This window comes from Kitasatospora sp. NPDC051853, from assembly GCF_044452665.1.
In the GTDB taxonomy this organism is placed as follows: domain Bacteria; phylum Actinomycetota; class Actinomycetes; order Streptomycetales; family Streptomycetaceae; genus Kitasatospora.
Genome location: NZ_JBITBY010000005.1, coordinates 48,614 through 64,333, shown reverse-complemented (window position 1 = coordinate 64,333; position 15,720 = coordinate 48,614). Strand labels below are relative to the sequence as shown.

At 73.6% G+C, this 15,720-nt stretch carries 17 protein-coding genes; 8 read left to right on the top strand and 9 right to left on the bottom strand.

The annotated features are described in order from the left end of the window. Positions 1–17: 17 nt before the first annotated feature. A complete protein-coding gene (locus ACIA8O_RS15640) occupies positions 18–1,505 on the bottom strand; it encodes a class I adenylate-forming enzyme family protein (protein ID WP_396294330.1) in 1,488 nt (495 codons plus the stop codon). 162 nt (positions 1,506–1,667) lie between these two features. Between ACIA8O_RS15640 and ACIA8O_RS15635 the strand changes: the two genes are divergently transcribed. From ACIA8O_RS15635 to ACIA8O_RS15625, 3 genes are read left to right on the top strand one after another with little or no spacing between them, the layout of a single operon-like run. Continuing rightward, positions 1,668–2,756, top strand: coding sequence for an alpha-hydroxy acid oxidase (locus tag ACIA8O_RS15635; RefSeq protein WP_396294329.1), 1,089 nt, complete (start codon positions 1,668–1,670; stop codon positions 2,754–2,756). Positions 2,757–2,812: 56 nt separating this feature from the next. Then, positions 2,813–3,745 (top strand): alpha/beta hydrolase, encoded by a 933-nt coding sequence (locus tag ACIA8O_RS15630; RefSeq protein WP_396294328.1) that lies wholly within the window; start codon positions 2,813–2,815, stop codon positions 3,743–3,745. Continuing rightward, a complete protein-coding gene (locus ACIA8O_RS15625; protein ID WP_396294327.1) occupies positions 3,742–5,025 on the top strand; it encodes a PLP-dependent aminotransferase family protein in 1,284 nt (427 codons plus the stop codon). The genes ACIA8O_RS15630 and ACIA8O_RS15625 overlap by 4 nt, the downstream gene beginning before the upstream one ends. A 59-nt stretch (positions 5,026–5,084) precedes the next feature. On the opposite strand, the gene ACIA8O_RS15620 is transcribed toward ACIA8O_RS15625, so the two are convergent. The 5 genes from ACIA8O_RS15620 to ACIA8O_RS15600 all read right to left on the bottom strand — a co-directional run bounded on the left by ACIA8O_RS15620 (position 5,085) and on the right by ACIA8O_RS15600 (position 9,118). Continuing rightward, a complete protein-coding gene (locus ACIA8O_RS15620) occupies positions 5,085–5,840 on the bottom strand; it encodes an LGFP repeat-containing protein (protein ID WP_396294326.1) in 756 nt (251 codons plus the stop codon). Positions 5,841–5,901: 61 nt separating this feature from the next. Then, the gene (locus tag ACIA8O_RS15615; RefSeq protein WP_396294325.1) at positions 5,902–6,666 is read right to left on the bottom strand and encodes an ABC transporter permease; all 765 of its coding nucleotides are present in this window, start codon (positions 6,664–6,666) and stop codon (positions 5,902–5,904) included. 19 nt (positions 6,667–6,685) lie between these two features. After that, entirely contained in the window at positions 6,686–7,630 is a 945-nt protein-coding gene (locus ACIA8O_RS15610; RefSeq protein ID WP_396294324.1) for an ATP-binding cassette domain-containing protein, read from the bottom strand. A gap of 28 nt (positions 7,631–7,658) precedes the next feature. Next, positions 7,659–8,840 carry a glycosyltransferase gene (locus tag ACIA8O_RS15605; RefSeq protein WP_396294323.1) on the bottom strand — a complete coding sequence of 394 codons (1,182 nt, stop codon included), beginning with the start codon at positions 8,838–8,840 and terminating at the stop codon, positions 7,659–7,661. Beyond that, positions 8,837–9,118, bottom strand: a complete 282-nt coding sequence (locus ACIA8O_RS15600; protein ID WP_396294322.1) for a hypothetical protein — start codon at positions 9,116–9,118, stop codon at positions 8,837–8,839. The genes ACIA8O_RS15605 and ACIA8O_RS15600 overlap by 4 nt, the downstream gene beginning before the upstream one ends. A gap of 98 nt (positions 9,119–9,216) precedes the next feature. On the opposite strand from ACIA8O_RS15600, the gene ACIA8O_RS15595 reads away from it, so the two are divergent. From ACIA8O_RS15595 to ACIA8O_RS15580, 4 genes are all read left to right on the top strand, one after another. Then, entirely contained in the window at positions 9,217–10,149 is a 933-nt protein-coding gene (locus ACIA8O_RS15595; protein ID WP_396294321.1) for a 3-oxoacyl-[acyl-carrier-protein] synthase III C-terminal domain-containing protein, read from the top strand. 75 nt (positions 10,150–10,224) lie between these two features. After that, the gene (locus ACIA8O_RS15590; protein WP_396294320.1) at positions 10,225–10,524 is read left to right on the top strand and encodes an acyl carrier protein; all 300 of its coding nucleotides are present in this window, start codon (positions 10,225–10,227) and stop codon (positions 10,522–10,524) included. Between the two features lie 4 nt (positions 10,525–10,528). Next, positions 10,529–11,350, top strand: coding sequence for a hypothetical protein (locus ACIA8O_RS15585; RefSeq protein ID WP_396294318.1), 822 nt, complete (start codon positions 10,529–10,531; stop codon positions 11,348–11,350). Continuing rightward, entirely contained in the window at positions 11,347–12,054 is a 708-nt protein-coding gene (locus tag ACIA8O_RS15580; RefSeq protein ID WP_396294317.1) for a 4'-phosphopantetheinyl transferase family protein, read from the top strand. Before ACIA8O_RS15585 ends, ACIA8O_RS15580 begins: the two co-directional genes overlap by 4 nt. Positions 12,055–12,121: 67 nt before the next feature. Here ACIA8O_RS15580 and ACIA8O_RS15575 read toward each other — a convergent pair whose 3' ends face one another. The 3 genes from ACIA8O_RS15575 to ACIA8O_RS15565 all read right to left on the bottom strand — a co-directional run bounded on the left by ACIA8O_RS15575 (position 12,122) and on the right by ACIA8O_RS15565 (position 15,154). Continuing rightward, the gene (locus tag ACIA8O_RS15575; protein ID WP_396294316.1) at positions 12,122–12,625 is read right to left on the bottom strand and encodes a GNAT family N-acetyltransferase; all 504 of its coding nucleotides are present in this window, start codon (positions 12,623–12,625) and stop codon (positions 12,122–12,124) included. Beyond that, entirely contained in the window at positions 12,622–13,953 is a 1,332-nt protein-coding gene (locus ACIA8O_RS15570; protein WP_396294314.1) for a DUF6271 family protein, read from the bottom strand. Before ACIA8O_RS15570 ends, ACIA8O_RS15575 begins: the two co-directional genes overlap by 4 nt. 235 nt (positions 13,954–14,188) lie before the next feature. Next, positions 14,189–15,154, bottom strand: coding sequence for a hypothetical protein (locus ACIA8O_RS15565; RefSeq protein WP_396294312.1), 966 nt, complete (start codon positions 15,152–15,154; stop codon positions 14,189–14,191). A 100-nt stretch (positions 15,155–15,254) separates the two neighbouring features. Here ACIA8O_RS15565 and ACIA8O_RS15560 point away from each other — a divergent pair, with 100 nt between their 5' ends. Then, a complete protein-coding gene (locus ACIA8O_RS15560) occupies positions 15,255–15,677 on the top strand; it encodes a hypothetical protein (RefSeq protein WP_396294311.1) in 423 nt (140 codons plus the stop codon). The last annotated feature ends 43 nt before the right edge of the window (positions 15,678–15,720 follow it).

Sequence of the window (15,720 nt, the reverse complement as noted above, 5' to 3'; positions counted from 1 at the left end):
GGTGGTGGTGCGGTGGGTCAGAGCGAACCGGCGGCGGCTTCGTGCAGGGCGGTGATGTCGCGCACGAGCTTGCCGGTGGCGGTGCGGGGCAGCGCCGGGAGGAACGAGAGCCGCCGGGGCCGCTTGTAGGCGGCCAGTTCGCGGGCCAGGGCCTCGCGGACGGCGGCCTGGTCGGCGGCTTGCCCGGCAGCCTGGTCGGTGTCCGGGTCGGCGTCCGGGGCGGACGTCCGATCGGTGGTCAGGTAGGCCTCGATGGCGCCGTCCGCGAAGACCACCACGGCCTCGCGGACCCGCGGCAGCGCCGCCAGGGTCTGCTCGACCTCGGTGAGGTCGACCTTGAGGCCGCCGATGGAGACCTGCGAGTCGCGCCGGCCGAGCACGGTGACCAGGCCGGTCGCGGGGTCCACCCGGCCGGCGTCCCTGGTGTGCAGCCAGCCGTCGGACCAGCGGGTCGGGTCGGTGAGGCCGGGGTAGGGCGAGCCGGCCATGGCGATGTGCAGCTCGCCGCCGTCCTCGCGCAGCACCGTACCGTGCACCGGGGCGGCCTGCGGATGCAGGCTGCCGTCCAAGTCGGTGGCGATGACGCCGAGTTCGGTCATCCCGTACATGGTGCCCAGCGGCACACCGTAGCGCGCCGTGAAGGCGGCGGGCACACCGGGGCGGACCAGCTCGCCGGCCACGATCATCCGGCGCAGCTGCGGCAGCGGCGGGGGAGCGGTGGCGGCGGCCAGCAGTTCGGCGTGGAACGGGACGCCGATCACCGTGGTGGGGCGGTCGTCCTGCCCGACGGCGGCCAGGATGCCGGCCGCCGTCATCCGCTCCGGGACGGTCAGCGGCACGTGGGCGTGCAGGCTGTTGAGCAGCCCGCCGACCAGGCCGAGGACGTGCACGACCGAGGAGAGCAGGACCACCCGCTCGCCCGCCTTCGGGAAGGCCTCCAGGCGCCGGTAGCAGTCGAGTTCGCGCAGCAGGTCGGCGGCGGTGCGGGCGATCACCTTGGCGGGGCCGGTGGAGCCCGAGCTGAGCTGGAGCAGCGCGTGGCCGGTCGCCGCCGGGCGGCCGCCGGGGAGGGCGCGCGGTTCGGGGTCGGTCTCGGCGAAGCCGCGCAGGGCCGTCCCCGAGGAACGGTGCGCCGACTCCACCAGCACCTGGGGTGCCAGCCGTTGGACGGCGAGCGCGACCTCGTGGTCGGTCAGCCGGTGGTCCAACAGGACGGCTTGTGCGCCCAGTTGCCAGCAGGCGAGCAGCGCGGCGGTGTAGCCGAGCGAGGGTGCGAGACGCAGCGCGGCGGTGCCGCCGGCCGACAGGCCCGCGGCGGTCAGCCGCGCGGCCTGCTCGGCGACGAGCGCGCGCAGGGTCCTGCGGTCGACGGGAGTGCCGAAGTGAAGACACTCCTCGTCATCGGGGCCGGCCAGGAGGAACTGGTCCACCCAGTCGTGCGGGGCCTTGGTGTTCGAGGCCCCGGCCGGCAGGGGAGGTCGGGAAGAAGAGCCGGTCAACGCCACTCCACGAGGGGCCGGTTGCATGGACACCGGCCTCGATCGACGGGGCCGGTTCGGTTTCTGACGATTGCACAGACGATCGAGCCAAGGCAAGGTCTATACCAATCGGCGCTACGCTGCCGAATCGGGACGGGCCCGCGTGCGGCCTGCCCGGAAGGGAAGCCCGTGCAGCCACTCGAACTCGCCGACGTAGAACGCGCGGCCCGTGCCCGACTCCCCGAGGAGCTCTGGGACTTCGTCCAGGGCGGGAGCGGCGCCGAACGGACCCTGGCCGCCAACCGGGACGCGTTCGAACGGGCCCGTCTGCGTCCGCGCACCCTGGTCGACGTCTCCGCCACCGACCGGGGGCTGACCCTGCTCGGGAGCCCGCTGCGGACCCCGGTCGGCATCGCCCCCATGGCCTACCACCAGCTGTTCCACCCCGAGGGCGAGGTCGCCACCGCCCGTGCGGCGGGCCGCTCCGGGGCGCTGATGACCGCCGGGATCTTCGCCAGCCGGACGCTGGAATCCATCGCCGAGGCCGCCACCGGCCCGCTCTGGCTCCAGCTGTACTGGCTGCGCCGCCGCGACGCCCTGGCCGCGCTGATCGAGCGCGCCGAGGCGGCCGGGTACCGCGCCCTGGTGCTCACCGTGGACGCGCCCCGGATCGGCCGCCGCCTGCGCGACGCCCGCAACGGCTTCGCCGTCCCCGGGCACGTCCGGGCGGTCAACCTGGACCGGTCGCTGATGGCCGCCAGCCACCGTGCGGAGCACGGGAGTTCGGGCATCGCCGACCACGCCAAGGAGCAGTTCGACCCCACCCTGACCTGGGCGGACCTGGCCTGGCTGCGCGAGCGCAGCAGCCTGCCGGTCGTCCTCAAGGGCATCCTCACCGCCGAGGACGCGAGGCTGGCCGCGGAGCACGGCGTGGACGCGATCGTGGTCTCCAACCACGGCGGACGGCAGCTCGACGGTGCCCTGCCGACCCTGGCAGCTCTGCCCGAAGTGGCCGCCGCCGTACCGGAGAACCTGCCCGTCCTGCTCGACGGAGGTGTCCGTACGGGCACGGATGTCGCGCTCGCCCTGGCCCTCGGGGCCACGGCCGTCCTGATCGGCCGCCCGGTCCTGTGGGGCCTGGCCGCCGACGGGGAGGACGGCGTCGCCGGAGTCCTCGACCTGCTGACGGCCGAACTCGACGACACCATGGCCCTGCTGGGCCGTCCCCGGCTGGCCGACCTCGACCCCACCGTCCTGGCGCACCCCGCCCAGCACTGAACCACCAGCACTGAACCACCGGCACCGAACCACCAGCACCTCCCTGGAGCACACCCTTGCCACTGCACCCCCAGGCCGAAGCCCTGCGCCGCCGGCGCGCCGAGGCCGGCACGCCCCCTCTGTACACGCTCGACCTGGCCGCCGCCCGGGCCGCCGACCTGGCCGCGATCCAGGCCGCGTCCGGGAACCCCGAGCCGGTCCACTCCGTCGAGGAGTTCACCGTCCCCGGCCCCGGCGGCCCGCTCACCCTGCGGGTCCACCGCCCGAGCGAGGCCCCCGAACTGCCCGCCCTGCTCTACCTCTTCGGCGGCGGCTGGACGCTGGGCTCGCTGGACACCGGCGACGCGATCTGCCGCCGCCTCACCAACTCCGTCGGCTGCGTCACCGTCGCGGTCGGCTACCGGCTCGCTCCCGAACACCCCTTCCCGGCCGCCGTCCACGACGTGGCCGCGGCCGCCCGCTGGACCGCCGGGCACGCCGCCGAGCTGGGCATCGACCCCGCCCGGCTGGCCGTGGCCGGCGACAGCGCGGGCGGCAACCTGGCCGCCGCGCTCACCCTGCTGGCCCGCGCGGAGGGCGGCCCGGCCCTGTGCCACCAGCTGCTCGTCTACCCCAACACCGAGTACGGCGCCGACACCCCGTCGGTCCGCGAGCACGACGACCCGCTGCTCTTCAACCGCCGCTCGGTGGCCTGGTACTGGGGCCACTACCTGAAGGCCGAGGCCGACGGCGCCGACCCGCTGGCCTCCCCGCTGCGGGCCGACGACCTGTCAGGACTGCCGCCCGCCACGGTGATCACCGCCGAGTACGACCCGCTGCGCGACGAGGGCGAGGCCTACGCCGAGGCGCTGCGCGCCGCCGGGGTCCCGGCCGAGACCCGCCGTTACGACGGCATGCCGCACGGCTTCTTCGCCATGGCCGGCGCCCTGGACGACGGCCGCGCCGCCCAGGAGTACGCCGCCGGCCGGCTGCGGGAGGCCTTCGCATGAGCACCCACCTGTCCCTGGCCGACCTGCACGGATCGCTCTCGGACCCGCTGCTGGACGCGATGACCTTCCTCAACGAGGTCACCGAGCGCTACCCGGACGCGCTCTCCTTCGCCCCCGGCCGTCCGCACGAGGGCTTCTTCGAGACCGGTCAGGTGGCGAAGTACCTCGACGTCTACCTGGACCACCTGCGCGGCCGCGGCCTGACGGAGGACCAGGTCCGCACCACCCTGTTCCAGTACGGGCCGACCAAGGGCATCGTGGCCGACCTGATCGCCCGCACCCTCGCCAACGACGAGGGCCTGGAGGCCGATCCGGCCTCGGTGGTGGTCACCGTCGGCGCCCAGGAGGGCATGCTGCTGGTGCTGCGCGCGCTCTGCGCCGGACCGGACGACGTGCTGCTGGTCAGCTCGCCCTGCTACGTCGGCGTGACCGGCGCGGCCCGGCTGCTGGACATCACCACCGTCCCCGTCCCCGAGGGCGACCCGGCCGCCCTGGCGGCCACCGCCCGGCGCCTGCGCGCCGAGGGGAAGCGCCCGCGCGCGTTCTACGTCGTCCCCGACTTCGCCAACCCCTCGGGCACCAGCATGCCCGTCGAGGCCCGGGCCGGGCTGCTCGACACGGCGGCGGAGGAGGACCTGCTCGTCATCGAGGACAACCCCTACGGCTTCTTCGCCCGCGCGTACGGCGAGCGGCCCACCCTCAAGGCCCTCGACCGCCACCGGCGGGTGGTCTACCTCGGCTCCTTCGCCAAGACCTGCTTCCCCGGCGCCCGCCTCGGCTACGTCGTCGCCGACCAGCCGGTCACCGCACCGGACGGCTCCACCACCCTGCTCGCCGACCAGCTGGCCAAGCTCAAGAGCATGACCACGGTGAACACCCCGGCGCTCAGCCAGGCGGTCATCGGCGGCATGCTGCTCACCCACGACTGCCGGCTGCGCACCGCCAACGCGCCCGCCACCGCCCACTACGCGGCCAACCTCACCGTGCTGCTGGGCGAGTTGGAGCGCCACTTCCCGGCCGCCGAACGCACCCGCCTGGGCGTCTCCTGGAACGAGCCGGAGGGCGGCTTCTTCGCCGTGCTCGACGTGCCCTTCACCGCCGACGAGGCGGCCATGGAGCGCTGCGCGCGCGACCACGGGGTGCTCTGGACCCCGATGGCCCCGTTCTACCCGGCGGGCGGCGGCGAACGCCGCCTGCGGCTCTCCGTCAGCGCCCTGAACGAGCGTCAGATCGCCGAGGGCGTGGCCCGCCTGGCCGCCTTCGTCCGGGCGTCGGCGTAGCGGGAACGACGACGTCCCCCCCACCCGGTCGGGTGGGGGGACGTCGGTCGGTCGGGGGGTCACCCTCCCCAGTTGCACTTGGTCTGGAGTGCTTTGCCCGCGTCGTAGGGGACCATGTCGTAGCGCCAGGCTTCCAGGTCCCAGGTCGCACCGCCCCAGTGGCCACCGTCGCCGTTGGAGTAGGAGTAGGACGCGTGGCAGTACAGCTGTTCGTAGGTCGAGTGCATCTCGCCCTGCGTGGCGTGCGGGAACATGAGGGTGTTGGACCAGACCTGCTTCCAGTTGTCGGCCGAGTCGCTGGAAGCGGTGTCCGAGTGCGTGGTGCTCGCGAACGCGGCGTCGGTCGGGGTGACGTGGGTGGAGCGCTTGTTCTGGTCCGCCAGGTTCATGTAGACCTCGGTCTTCTTCACCCACTTCGTGTTGGTGATGCCGCCGTAGCCGACACAGGCGGTGTGGCAGCTCTCGAAGGCGTTCGACTGGCCGCCGCTGTAGAGGATGTAACGGCCGTTCTGGAAGTTCTGCCGTACGCCCGTGTTGTTGCTCTCGTTCCCCCCGACGAACTCCTCCCGGTACTCCTCGGAGGTCGGGTAGCCGTAGTGGCCGCGCTCGTAGCCGTCGGGATTCGTGATCTCGTCGCTCAGGGGGTACCCCAGGTAGCCGCGCTCCCACCCCAGGTCGGCCCAGCGCTGGCGGATCGCTCCCCACACGGCGTGTGCACCGGTGTCCGGGGTCCAGTAGATCGAGCCGTTGTCGAAGACCTGGAAGCGGCCGACGCCGTCGGGGGTGCCGAGTTCGTCGCTGGTGGGGCAGCCCAACGACCGCTGGACGCCGGGGGTCTGGGTGTACGAACCTCCTGTCGGCCGAATGAGTGCCGGGCTACCGTACCCGGGCCGAGAACAGCCGGGCCGACCAGTACACCGCCGCGGCCGTCAGCACCGAGACCACCAGCAGGCCCTGCCAGACCACCGGGTCCCCGAGGTGGCCGGAGAACAGCGAGCGCATGCCCTCCACCGCCCAGTAGAAGGGGTTCCACTTGGCGGCGGTCTGCAGCCACACGGGCGCCAGGGCCAGCGGCAGCAGGGTCCCGGAGAGCAGGGCGATCGGCTGGGCGACGGTGTTCACCACCGGTGCCATCGCGGCGTCGTTGGGCAGTACCAGGGCGATGGCGTAGGAGACGGCCGAGGTCATCAGCGCCAGCATGCCCATCAGCAGGTAGGCCAGCACCAGGTTCACCGGCCCGACCCGCAGGCCGAAGGGCAGGGCGAGCAGGGTGATCACCACCGCCTGCGCGAGCAGCGCCGCGACCTCGCGCAGTGCCCGGCCGAGCAGCAGGGCGAGCCGGCTGACCGGGGTGACCCGGGAGCGTTCGATGATGCCGGCCTTCAGCTCGCCGAGCAGGCTGAAGCCGGTGTAGAGCCCGCCGAAGATGCAGAGCACCGCCAACAGGCCCGGCACGTAGATCTGGTAGGCCTCGGCGTAGGTGGTGGCGCCCATCGGTTCGAGTGCCCGCTTCAGCAGCGGGGCGAAGAGCAGCAGGTAGAAGACCGGCTGGACCAGCCCGACGACCAGCCAGATCGGGGTGCGCCCCATCAGCAGCAGTTGGCGCTGGAAGACCAGCCAGGTGTCACGGGCGAGCTTCACGGTGGGACCTCATGGATCGTCAGGACTGTTCGATGGAGCGGCCGGTGCGGGCCAGGAAGACGTCGTCCAGGCTGGGGCGCTGGAGCTGGACGGTGGCCGGGGTCAGGCCGGCCGCGGCCAGGGTGGGGAGGAGTTGGGGGATGGCGGTGGCGCCGTCGCGGACGTAGAGGCGCAGGCCGCCCTCGGCGGGGGTCTCGGTGCGGTGCAGGTACGGGGTGTCGGCCAGGGCCTTGGCGGCGTCCTCGGCGTCCAGGCCGCTGAGCACCACCACGTCCCCGGAGACCTCCCGCTTGAGCTCCTCGGGGGTGCCCTCGGCGACGACCCGGCCGTGGTCGACGATCACGATCCGGTCGCAGAGCGCGTCGGCCTCGTCCAGGTAGTGGGTGGTCACCACCACCGTCATGCCCTCGTCCCGCAGCCGCCGGATCTCCTCCCAGACCCCGGCTCGGCTGGCCGGGTCCAGGCCCACGGTGGGCTCGTCCAGGAAGAGCACCTGGGGGGAGTGGATGACGCCGAGGGCGATGTCCACCCGGCGGCGCTGGCCGCCCGAGTAGGTGCTGCACGGGCGGTCGGCGAAGTCGGTGAGCTCGAAGGCCTTGAGCGCGTCCTCGGCCAGCTTCAGGGCGTCGGCCTTGGACGAGCCGTACATCCGGGCCTGCATCACCAGCTCCTCGCGGCCGGTGACGGTGTCGGCGGTGCCGCCGCCCTGGGCCACGTAGCCGATCCGGCGGCGGACCCCGGCCGGGTCGGCCAGCAGGTCGGCCCCGGCGATCCGGGCCTCGCCGCCGTCGGGGCGGATCAGGGTGGCCAGCATCCGCAGGGTGGTGGTCTTCCCGGCGCCGTTGGGGCCGAGGAGTCCGAAGATCTCACCTCCCCGGACGTCCAGGTCGATGCCGCGGACGGCATCGACGGCGGCGGCCTTGCGGGACTGGTAGGACTTGCGCAGTCCCTTGGTCTGGATCAACCAGAACTCCTGTGAACAGTGGATCGGATCAGTGCGAAGGGGACGGGGCCGCGCCCGGGGCCAGGGCCTCCAGGCGGTCGGCGGCCGTCACCGCGCCGCCGCCGGCCAGCAGTTCACGCCGGATCAGCTGCGCGGCCGCGCGGTGGGAGGGGTCGTCGAGCACCCGTCGGAGCCGCTCGGCGATGGTCTCGGGGGTGGCCCGGGTGAACGGCACCCGTAGACCGGCCCCGGCCTCGGCCACCCGCTGCGCCACGAAGGGCTGGTCGTTGCGGATCGGCGCCAGGAGCAGGGGGACGCCGTGGGCCAGTGCTTCGCCCACGGTGTTCATCCCACCATGGCAAAGTACCGCGTCCAGCGCGCCCTTCGACAGCAGCTCCAGGATCGGTGCCCGTTCGACCTGCACCACGGTGTCCGGAAGGGCGGCGGGCAGTGCACCGGCGGACGCGGCCACCACCGCCTGGAGGCCCTCGCCGTACCGGGCCAGCGCCCGCACCGTGCGGTCCAGGAAGTCCGCGCCGACCGCGTCCGACAGGGTGCCCATGGTGACCAGCACGGTGCGCCGGGCCGGGTCCAGCCGCTCCCAGGGGAAGGCCGGGTCGGCCGGACGCTCAGTCAGCACCGGTCCCACCAGCGCATGCTGGGGGAGCTCGGGCAGGCCGGGGCCGAGCAGCGCGCGGCCGCTGGTGGCCACCACCAGGTGCAGGGAGAACCTCGGGTCGGTGTACTCGTCCTCCGGCAGCCGGGCCCGCTGCCACAGCCCCCGCAGCAGGCCCGTCATCCAGGCCTCCACCTTCGGCAGTGCCCGGTAGGGGCGGCCCAGCTCCATCGCCCCCGGCGCGAAGCTCGCCCAGGGCAGCCCGTGACGGTGCGCCAGCAGGGCGCCGGCCGGGGTGTACTGGTCGACCAGCAGCACGTCGGGCCGGTACTCCCGGACCACGGCGTCCAGCGGCTTCATGGTGAACTTCGCGTACGGGACGACGAAGCCCTCCCAGAGCGAGCGCACCGAGGCCAGGCCGTGGCCGCCCAGCGCCCGGAACGCCCGGGTGCCGGTGCCGAAGACCCGGGCCCGCGGGCCGAGCAGCGGCTCCAGCACGGTCTCGGTACCGGTCCAGGCCACCTCGTGGCCGCGTGCGGCGAGCTCCGCCGCGATCCCGGCGGCCGGGTTGACGTGCCCGGCGAGCGGGGGCATCACCAGCAGGAAGCGGCTCATCGGCGCACCAGCTCCACCAGGTCCGCGACGGTCAGCGCGGCCAGCCCGTCGAGGTCCAGGCCGGCCCGCAGGGCGGCCAGGTCGGCGCCGAAGCGCTCCCGCAGCAGGGCGTCCAGGACGGCGAACTCGCTCTCGTCCAGCGCCAGATCGGCGTCGAGACGAGCCTCGGGGACCACCGACTCTGCCCATTCGGGCAGGGCGTCGGCGGCTTCGAGCAGGGCGGACACCAGCTCCGGATCGAGATCGGGGTGTACGAAGGAAGGCTGAACATCAGGCATGAAGGGGCTCCACCTGCTCGACGGCACGGGGGCGGAAGGGGAGGGCGCCGGGTCGTTGATCACTTGTGCGACCTGCCGGGCGTGGGAATACTAGCCCGGTGACCGCACTGGAGGCAGTGGCCGTCCACCTCCCCCCACGGATCGAGTCGATCGAGGACGTGGGCGCCCGGATCGGCCTGACCCCACGTCAACTTCGACTCTTCCGCCGCTTCCACGGCCTGGACCAGGTGCGCCTGGACCCGGACGGGACGCTGCCCGACCTGCTGGACGCCGCCGTCCGGGCCCTGCCCGAACTGCGCGGCAACGAACACCGGGTCCGGTACCTGCTGCACGCACGCGGCATGCCGGTCGTGGCGCCCTACCCGCTCAACCCCGTGCAGGAGCTGGCGGAACGCTTCGGCCTCACCCGCGCCGAGGTGTTCACCGTCACCCAACAGGCCTGCGCGACCTCGCTGTTGGCCGTCGACCTGGCCGGCCGGCTGCTGGCGGAGGACGGCGACCCCTCGGCGCTGGCCCTGGTGGTGGCGGGGGAGAAGACCTTCACCCGGGACGCCCAGCTCGTCCCGGACACCTCGATCTGCGCGGAGGCCTCGGCCGCCTGTCTGGTCAGCGCCGACGGCGCCCGGGACCGGGTGGTCTCCTACGTGGTGCGCCAGCGGCCCGAGTTCGACGGCCGGCTGGCCGAGGACCCGGAGCTGCTGACCCGCTACCAGCGGGAGTACCAGCCCACCATGATCGAGACCCTGAGGGCCGCGGTCGACCAGGCTGGTCTAAACCTCTCGGACATCGCGTTGCTGCTTCCGCACAACGTCAACCAGGCTTCCTGGCGCATGATTTGCCGCGAGACGGGCTTCCCGGTCGAACGGGTGCTGCTGGACAACGTGCCCGCGGTGGGGCACAGTTTGGCTGCAGACGCCTTCGTCAACCTCCGCACCGCCACCACGGGCGGAGCGCTCCGGCCGGGCGATCACTACCTGATCGCCGCCGCGGGCATCGGCGCCACCTTCTCGGCCATGGTCCTGCGGCACTGACCTGCCGCGGCGGGCGGCTGTTGCGGCGCCCGGCACCCGCCTCCTCCTTCGCCCACCACGGACGGTCCACCACCCATGTCAGACTCCGCCCTCTCCACCACCGAACCGGTCGACGCAGAGCTGCGCCTGCGCATCCGCCGCGGCATCGAGGAGGCGCTGCCGCGCGTCCTCAACCAGGAGCTCCCCGAGAACCTGGACAACGTCTGCTTCTTCGACGACCTCGGCCTCACCTCGGTCGGCACCATCGAACTGGTCCTGGAGATCGAGGAGACGCTCGACATCCAGGTCAACGTCGAGCGGCTCGGCCTGGACGACCTGCGCTCGATCGACAAGCTCGCCGACTACGTCGTCGGGCACATCGTCGAGGAGGACTGACCCGGTGCGCCCCGCCGCCCTCGACCGGCGCGGACCACGCGTCACCAGGGCGCTCGCCGCCGGGTTCGACGGCCGCTCCGAGGCCTCGCTCCACCCCGATCTGCGCACCTTCCTCGGCGACCTGGTCCGCCCGTACGGCCTGCCGCTGCGCGAGGACCTGCTCGCCGAGGGCGCCGGCCACGACTACGGGGAGATGGCCGCGGGCCTGCTCGGGAAGGTCCTCGCCGAGGACGAGCCCGCCGACCTGCTGATCCTCGCCTTCTCCTCCCACGACGTACGGCCCGCCGCCCCCTCCGCGCTCCACCTCAGCCGCCACTGCCCCGGGCAGCCGACGGCCTTCGCGGTCTGCGACCAGGGCAGCGCCGCCGCCTTCACCGCCCTGCGGCTCGCCGCCGCCCACCAGCGCACGGGCGGCAGCCGCCGGGCCGTGGTCGTCCTGGCGGAGCAGAGCGTCCTGCACTACGAGACACCCGGGCCGGCCGTCCTGCCGGAGCGGCACCAGGCCGTGGTGCTGGTCTGCGAGGAGGGCGCGGGGGAGGGGCTGAGGGTGCGTCAGGAGGCGCAGCCGGACGGCCCGGCCGCCCTGTCGTCCGTGCTCGCCGCGCACCGCGAACTCGGCCCGGGCGCACGGTTGTTGCTCGCCTCCGGCCTCGGCGCCGACGGGGTGCCGGACGACGCCGTGGCGGCACCGCCCGGGCAGCCGTTCACCGGGGTCTGGAGCCTGCTGGCCGACCACCTCGCGCGGCACCCCGAGGGCGGCGGCCCGCTGCTGGTGGCGGACCACGACCGGCAGCTGGGCCGGCTCAGCACCCTGACGCTCCCGTGAACGCCTCCGCCGCGGGGGAGCCGGTCGACGTCTGGGTGATCCCGACGGACCAGCCCCCGGCCGTCGTACGCCGCCTGCGCGGCCTGCTGGACCCCGGGGAGCGCGCCCGCGCCGACGCGGCGCACGACCCCGTCCAGGGCGCGCGCTTCACCGTCGCACGGGGCGCCGTCCGCCTGCTCGTCGCCGGGCGGCTCGGCATCGATGCGGCCCGACTCGCCTGGCAGTACGGCCCGCACGGCAAACCCTCCCCCGTCACCCCCGCACCGCTCCAGGTCAACTGGTCCGGGTCGGGGGCGCTGGCCGTCCTGGCCGTCGCGGAGGGGCGCCGGGTCGGTGTGGACGTCGAGGAGCTCCGCCCGCCCGGTGTCGGCGCGCGGATCGCCCGTCGTCACTTCCCGCCCACGGACGCCGCGTTGGTCCTCGACGCCCCCACGCCGGCCGAGGGCGCCGAGCACTTCACCCGGCTCTGGTGCCGCCGGGAGGCCTGCGTCAAGGTGTACGGGGGCAGGCTGGCCCAGGGGCTCGGCCTCGCGCTGGCCGGCCCCTCGCCGCTGCACCTGCCGGAGGCGGGCACGCTGGGCCCCGGGCCGCTCCGGCTGGCCGACGTCCCGGTGCCGGGCCCGTACCGCGCGGCGGTCGCAGCCGATCGGGACACGCCCCTGATGGTCCGTCAGTACTCCTGGTGCGCACCCGAGTTGCCGTGACGGCGGAACGCGCCGGGCCGGGGCATCCGCGAGGGGTGCCCCGGCCCGGCGCGTTCCGCCGGTGTCGTCAGATCGCCGTCACCGGCATCGACATGTAGACCGCCCGCCGTCCGTAGGACTCGGGGACGGCCACCTCCTTGTGCGCGCGGTAGCCCATCAGCCGCAGCAGGATGTCCGTGCCGCGCACCGCGACCATCGAGATCTCCTCGAAGCCCGACGCGGCCGCCCGCGCCTGGAAGTGGCGCATGAACGCCTCCGCGACGTCCCGTCCGCGCAGGTCCTCGGCGATCACCATGTCGTGCACGTGGACGTTGGTGGACTCGAAGACCGTGGACTCCGCCAGGGCCAGGTCCGGGCAGCGCAGCGGCGGGTAGGGCAGGCTCAGCAGGTAGCCGCGGACCTCGCCGTGCTGCTCCAGCACGAAGCAGGTCCCCGGCGAGGCCAGCGCGCGGGACTGCAGCGCCTCCCGCCCCTCGGACAGTCCGTCGGCCGCGTAGGCGTCGTGCTCCAGCGTGACCACGGCGTCCCAGTCCGCGTCGGCCAGCTGCCGGATCAGGTACTCCTGGCTCACCCGGCCGTCACCTCGGCGGAGTTGGCGCCGAACCCCTTCGCGCGGGTGGCCTCGACCATCCCCGCCCAGGCCTCGATCAGCGTCGCCCAGCGCTCGGCGTCCTGCTGGGCCTCGTCCAGCAGCTGCTGCCGCCGCTCGGCCACCACGTCCGCGAGCTCGGCGTACTTGCCGCCCAGCTTGCGGTAGCAGGCCTCGGCCACGTCCAGGGTGTGCTCGTTGCCGGCCCGGTCCCAGTCGAAGGTGCCGCGCACCAGCTCCAGGACCGGCGCCACCTCCAGCTCGTTCCGCTCGTTCAGCAGACCGCGGCCGAGGTCGATCATCCCGCCGTAGACCGGGTACAGGTACAGCATCGAGAGCAGCAGCTTCACGAACCGCAGCTGGTAGTTGACGAAGCCCGCGCCGACGCGGCGCTCCGGCGTGTAGTAGTTGACGATGTGGCGGTTGTGGACCACGCCGGGCGTGCGGGAGTGGACCAGGGCGTGCAGCAGCGCGTAGTCGCAGCCGAGGGTGTCGACCGAGGGCAGCAGCGGCAGCACCTCGTAGGCCCGGTGGTCCAGCGCGACGTTGCACATGTAGACGTTCCAGATGTCCGGCACGCCGAGCACCGAACGGTCGGTGTCGAAGGGCTCGGCCCCCACGCCCTTGAAGGACAGGTCCACCATCGCGTCCCGGTCCTCCTCCGGCCACACCGGCGGGGTCCACAGGCGCACCAGCTCGCGGTAGACCTGCGGGTCCAGTTCGAGGATCTCGCCGATGTCCACGTTGAGTTCGCCGATGAAGGAGCCGCTGACCACCATCACCGGCATCGCCGCGTCCGCCGGGTCCAGCTCGGAGACGGTCACCCCGGCGACCGCCTCGCCGGCCGGCTTGCCGATCGAGAGCAGCTCGTGGTGGATCGGGTAGAGCTTCCGCCCGTCCTCGACCTGGTACTCGAAGTCGTCGTTGCGCAGGTGCACCGAGGTGCAGTCCAGCGCCGCCGCGCCCAGGAACAGCCGGTTGACGCAGGAGCCGTACGCGACGGCCGGCGGCAGCATCAGCTCCAGCAGCAGCTCGGGGTCGGCGCCCGACCCGGAACGCTCGGCCACCCCGCGCAGCCACTCCCGCTGCCGCTCCTCGCCCAGGTGGTGGACGAACACGCCGGGGGCGGGCGCCAGGGCGGCCACCGCCTCCGCGTTCTTCGCGAACGCCTCGGCGGCGGTGGTGTCCAGGACCAGCAGGTGCACCTCCACCCCGAAGGCCTCGACGGCGTAGGCCGCCTCCTCGGCGAGGTCCACGATGGTCTCGGGGCACGGGCGCATGGTGGGCAGGGCGAGGCAGACTCGTTGCATGCTGCGGGACTCTCCGTCTGATCATGGCAAAGCCGCACGGCTCTCAAGGCCGCAGTGAAGTAATCGAGTTGAGGGTGACAGTGATCTCTCACCAAAATGGACTAGACCAACTGCACTGTCAACGCCGTACCGTCGGAGATCGCCGCCCGTGCCGCGACACTGCCCGAACGGGCACTCCCCACTGCCCTCCCACCGCTGCGGTCCGGGCCTCCCACCGCCGCGGTCCGATCCTCCGTCAGGCCGGGCAGGAGGCGGAGTTCCCGAGGCGCACGAGGGCCGCCGCGTCGACCGTCCGGACCGTGCCGTCCGCCCGCCTCACGCGCAACTCGCGGTCGGCCCTGGAGTCGAGGAGCTCGCCGCACACCCGGGAGTCGTCGGCGAGGGTCATCTCGACGAGCGACCCGGACGGGGCGGAACGGGGCCAGAACCAGAGGCACGCGACCGCCGCCACCAGCGCGGCCAGCGACATCAGCGACAGCGCGACGCCCATCCGGAGGTTGCCGACGGACTTCCTCAGATGCCGGCGCCGCCCCGCGAACCACAGCGCCAGGCGCTGGTCGTTGCCGATGTCGACCTCGACGGGGAACGGGTACGCCGCCTTGTAGGAGCAGACGACCGCCGCGGCCGCGAGGCCGAGGGCCAGGAGGGTGGCGCCGCCGGCGACCCAGCGCGCCGCCGCGTCCAGGCCGGTGAACGCGTCCTTGCCCACCACCACCCCGGTCAGGCCGAACAGGCCGAGGAGCGCGCTCACCCCCGCGATCCACTTCTCGGCCGACGAGCGGATCCGGGCCGCCTCCGTTCGGCCGATCTCCTGCGCCTCGCGCAGGGCCGGCAGCAGGTTGGGGTCCTGGGCGACGCGGACCGAGGCCTTGAGGCCCTCGGCCCGCACGATCGTGACGACCCACCAACTCCCGCAGCCCGTCCGCTCGGTCGCTTCCTTCGCGCCGGGATGATCCTGCCCGCAGGCGCACCCGCACAGCCTGGTCATGCGGTCCGCGGGCGCGACGGGCGCGGCCGCCGCGCCCGCGCCGCCGGTGAAGATCCGCTCCTCGACCCGCTGCTCGGTCGGGTGGCCGCACCTCGGGCACGGCCCCTCGATCGCCACGATCTCCCGGCCCGACCGGCGCACCGTCCACCGGGCCAGGGCCTCGTCGGTCACCGGGTACTGCTCGGGCTCGTACCCCAACTCCGTATCTGTCATGGCACGAGAGTGGCCCCACGGGGGCCTCCGGCCGACGGGGCGCGCCGATCGGTGCCGGTGCCTCCCCGACTGTCGGCCTGGCCGGGCAGAATGCGGCCCCGTGAGCCTCCACTTCGAAGTCGTCTTCACCTGCTTCCTCCGGGACGAAACCCCCAGCGCGGTCCTGGCGGCCCTGAGGTGGCACCTCGGCCTGACGGCGGAACGCTCGCCCGGGCTCGACGCGGACGAGCACCCGTACCCGCTCCTCGAACCGGACCCCGACAGCCGCCTGCCGGGAGGGGACTTCGCGTCGCTGCGACGTCAGGCCCGCGGCTTCGTGGCCGGCCGTGAGCTCCACGCCTGGGGCCTGTCCAGCCGCACCTGCTGGCTCGACGACGAGTTGGGCGGGCTCGTCACCGTCCTCGACCTGCTCGCGCCGCACGTCGAAGAGGCGGGCTACGGAGGCCACTTCCGCGAGCAGTACGAGGCCGAGCCGACCGTCTTCGTCTTCCGGGACGGTACCCACGGGCCGCTGAAGGCGTAGCGCGACCCGCCACGGCGCCGAAGGCGGCCGGCGTGCCCGGCGC

Bases quoted from the DNA above. Each gene is read 5' to 3' on its own strand.
- ACIA8O_RS15625 (WP_396294327.1), top strand. From the start codon at position 3,742: ATGAGCACCCACCTGTCCCTGGCCGACCTGCACGGATCGCTCTCGGAC.
- ACIA8O_RS15605 (WP_396294323.1), bottom strand. From the start codon at position 8,840: ATGAGCCGCTTCCTGCTGGTGATGCCCCCGCTCGCCGGGCACGTCAAC.
- ACIA8O_RS15600 (WP_396294322.1), bottom strand. From the start codon at position 9,118: ATGCCTGATGTTCAGCCTTCCTTCGTACACCCCGATCTCGATCCGGAG.
- ACIA8O_RS15590 (WP_396294320.1), top strand. From the start codon at position 10,225: ATGTCAGACTCCGCCCTCTCCACCACCGAACCGGTCGACGCAGAGCTG.
- ACIA8O_RS15570 (WP_396294314.1), bottom strand. From the start codon at position 13,953: ATGCAACGAGTCTGCCTCGCCCTGCCCACCATGCGCCCGTGCCCCGAG.
- ACIA8O_RS15565 (WP_396294312.1), bottom strand. From the start codon at position 15,154: ATGACAGATACGGAGTTGGGGTACGAGCCCGAGCAGTACCCGGTGACC.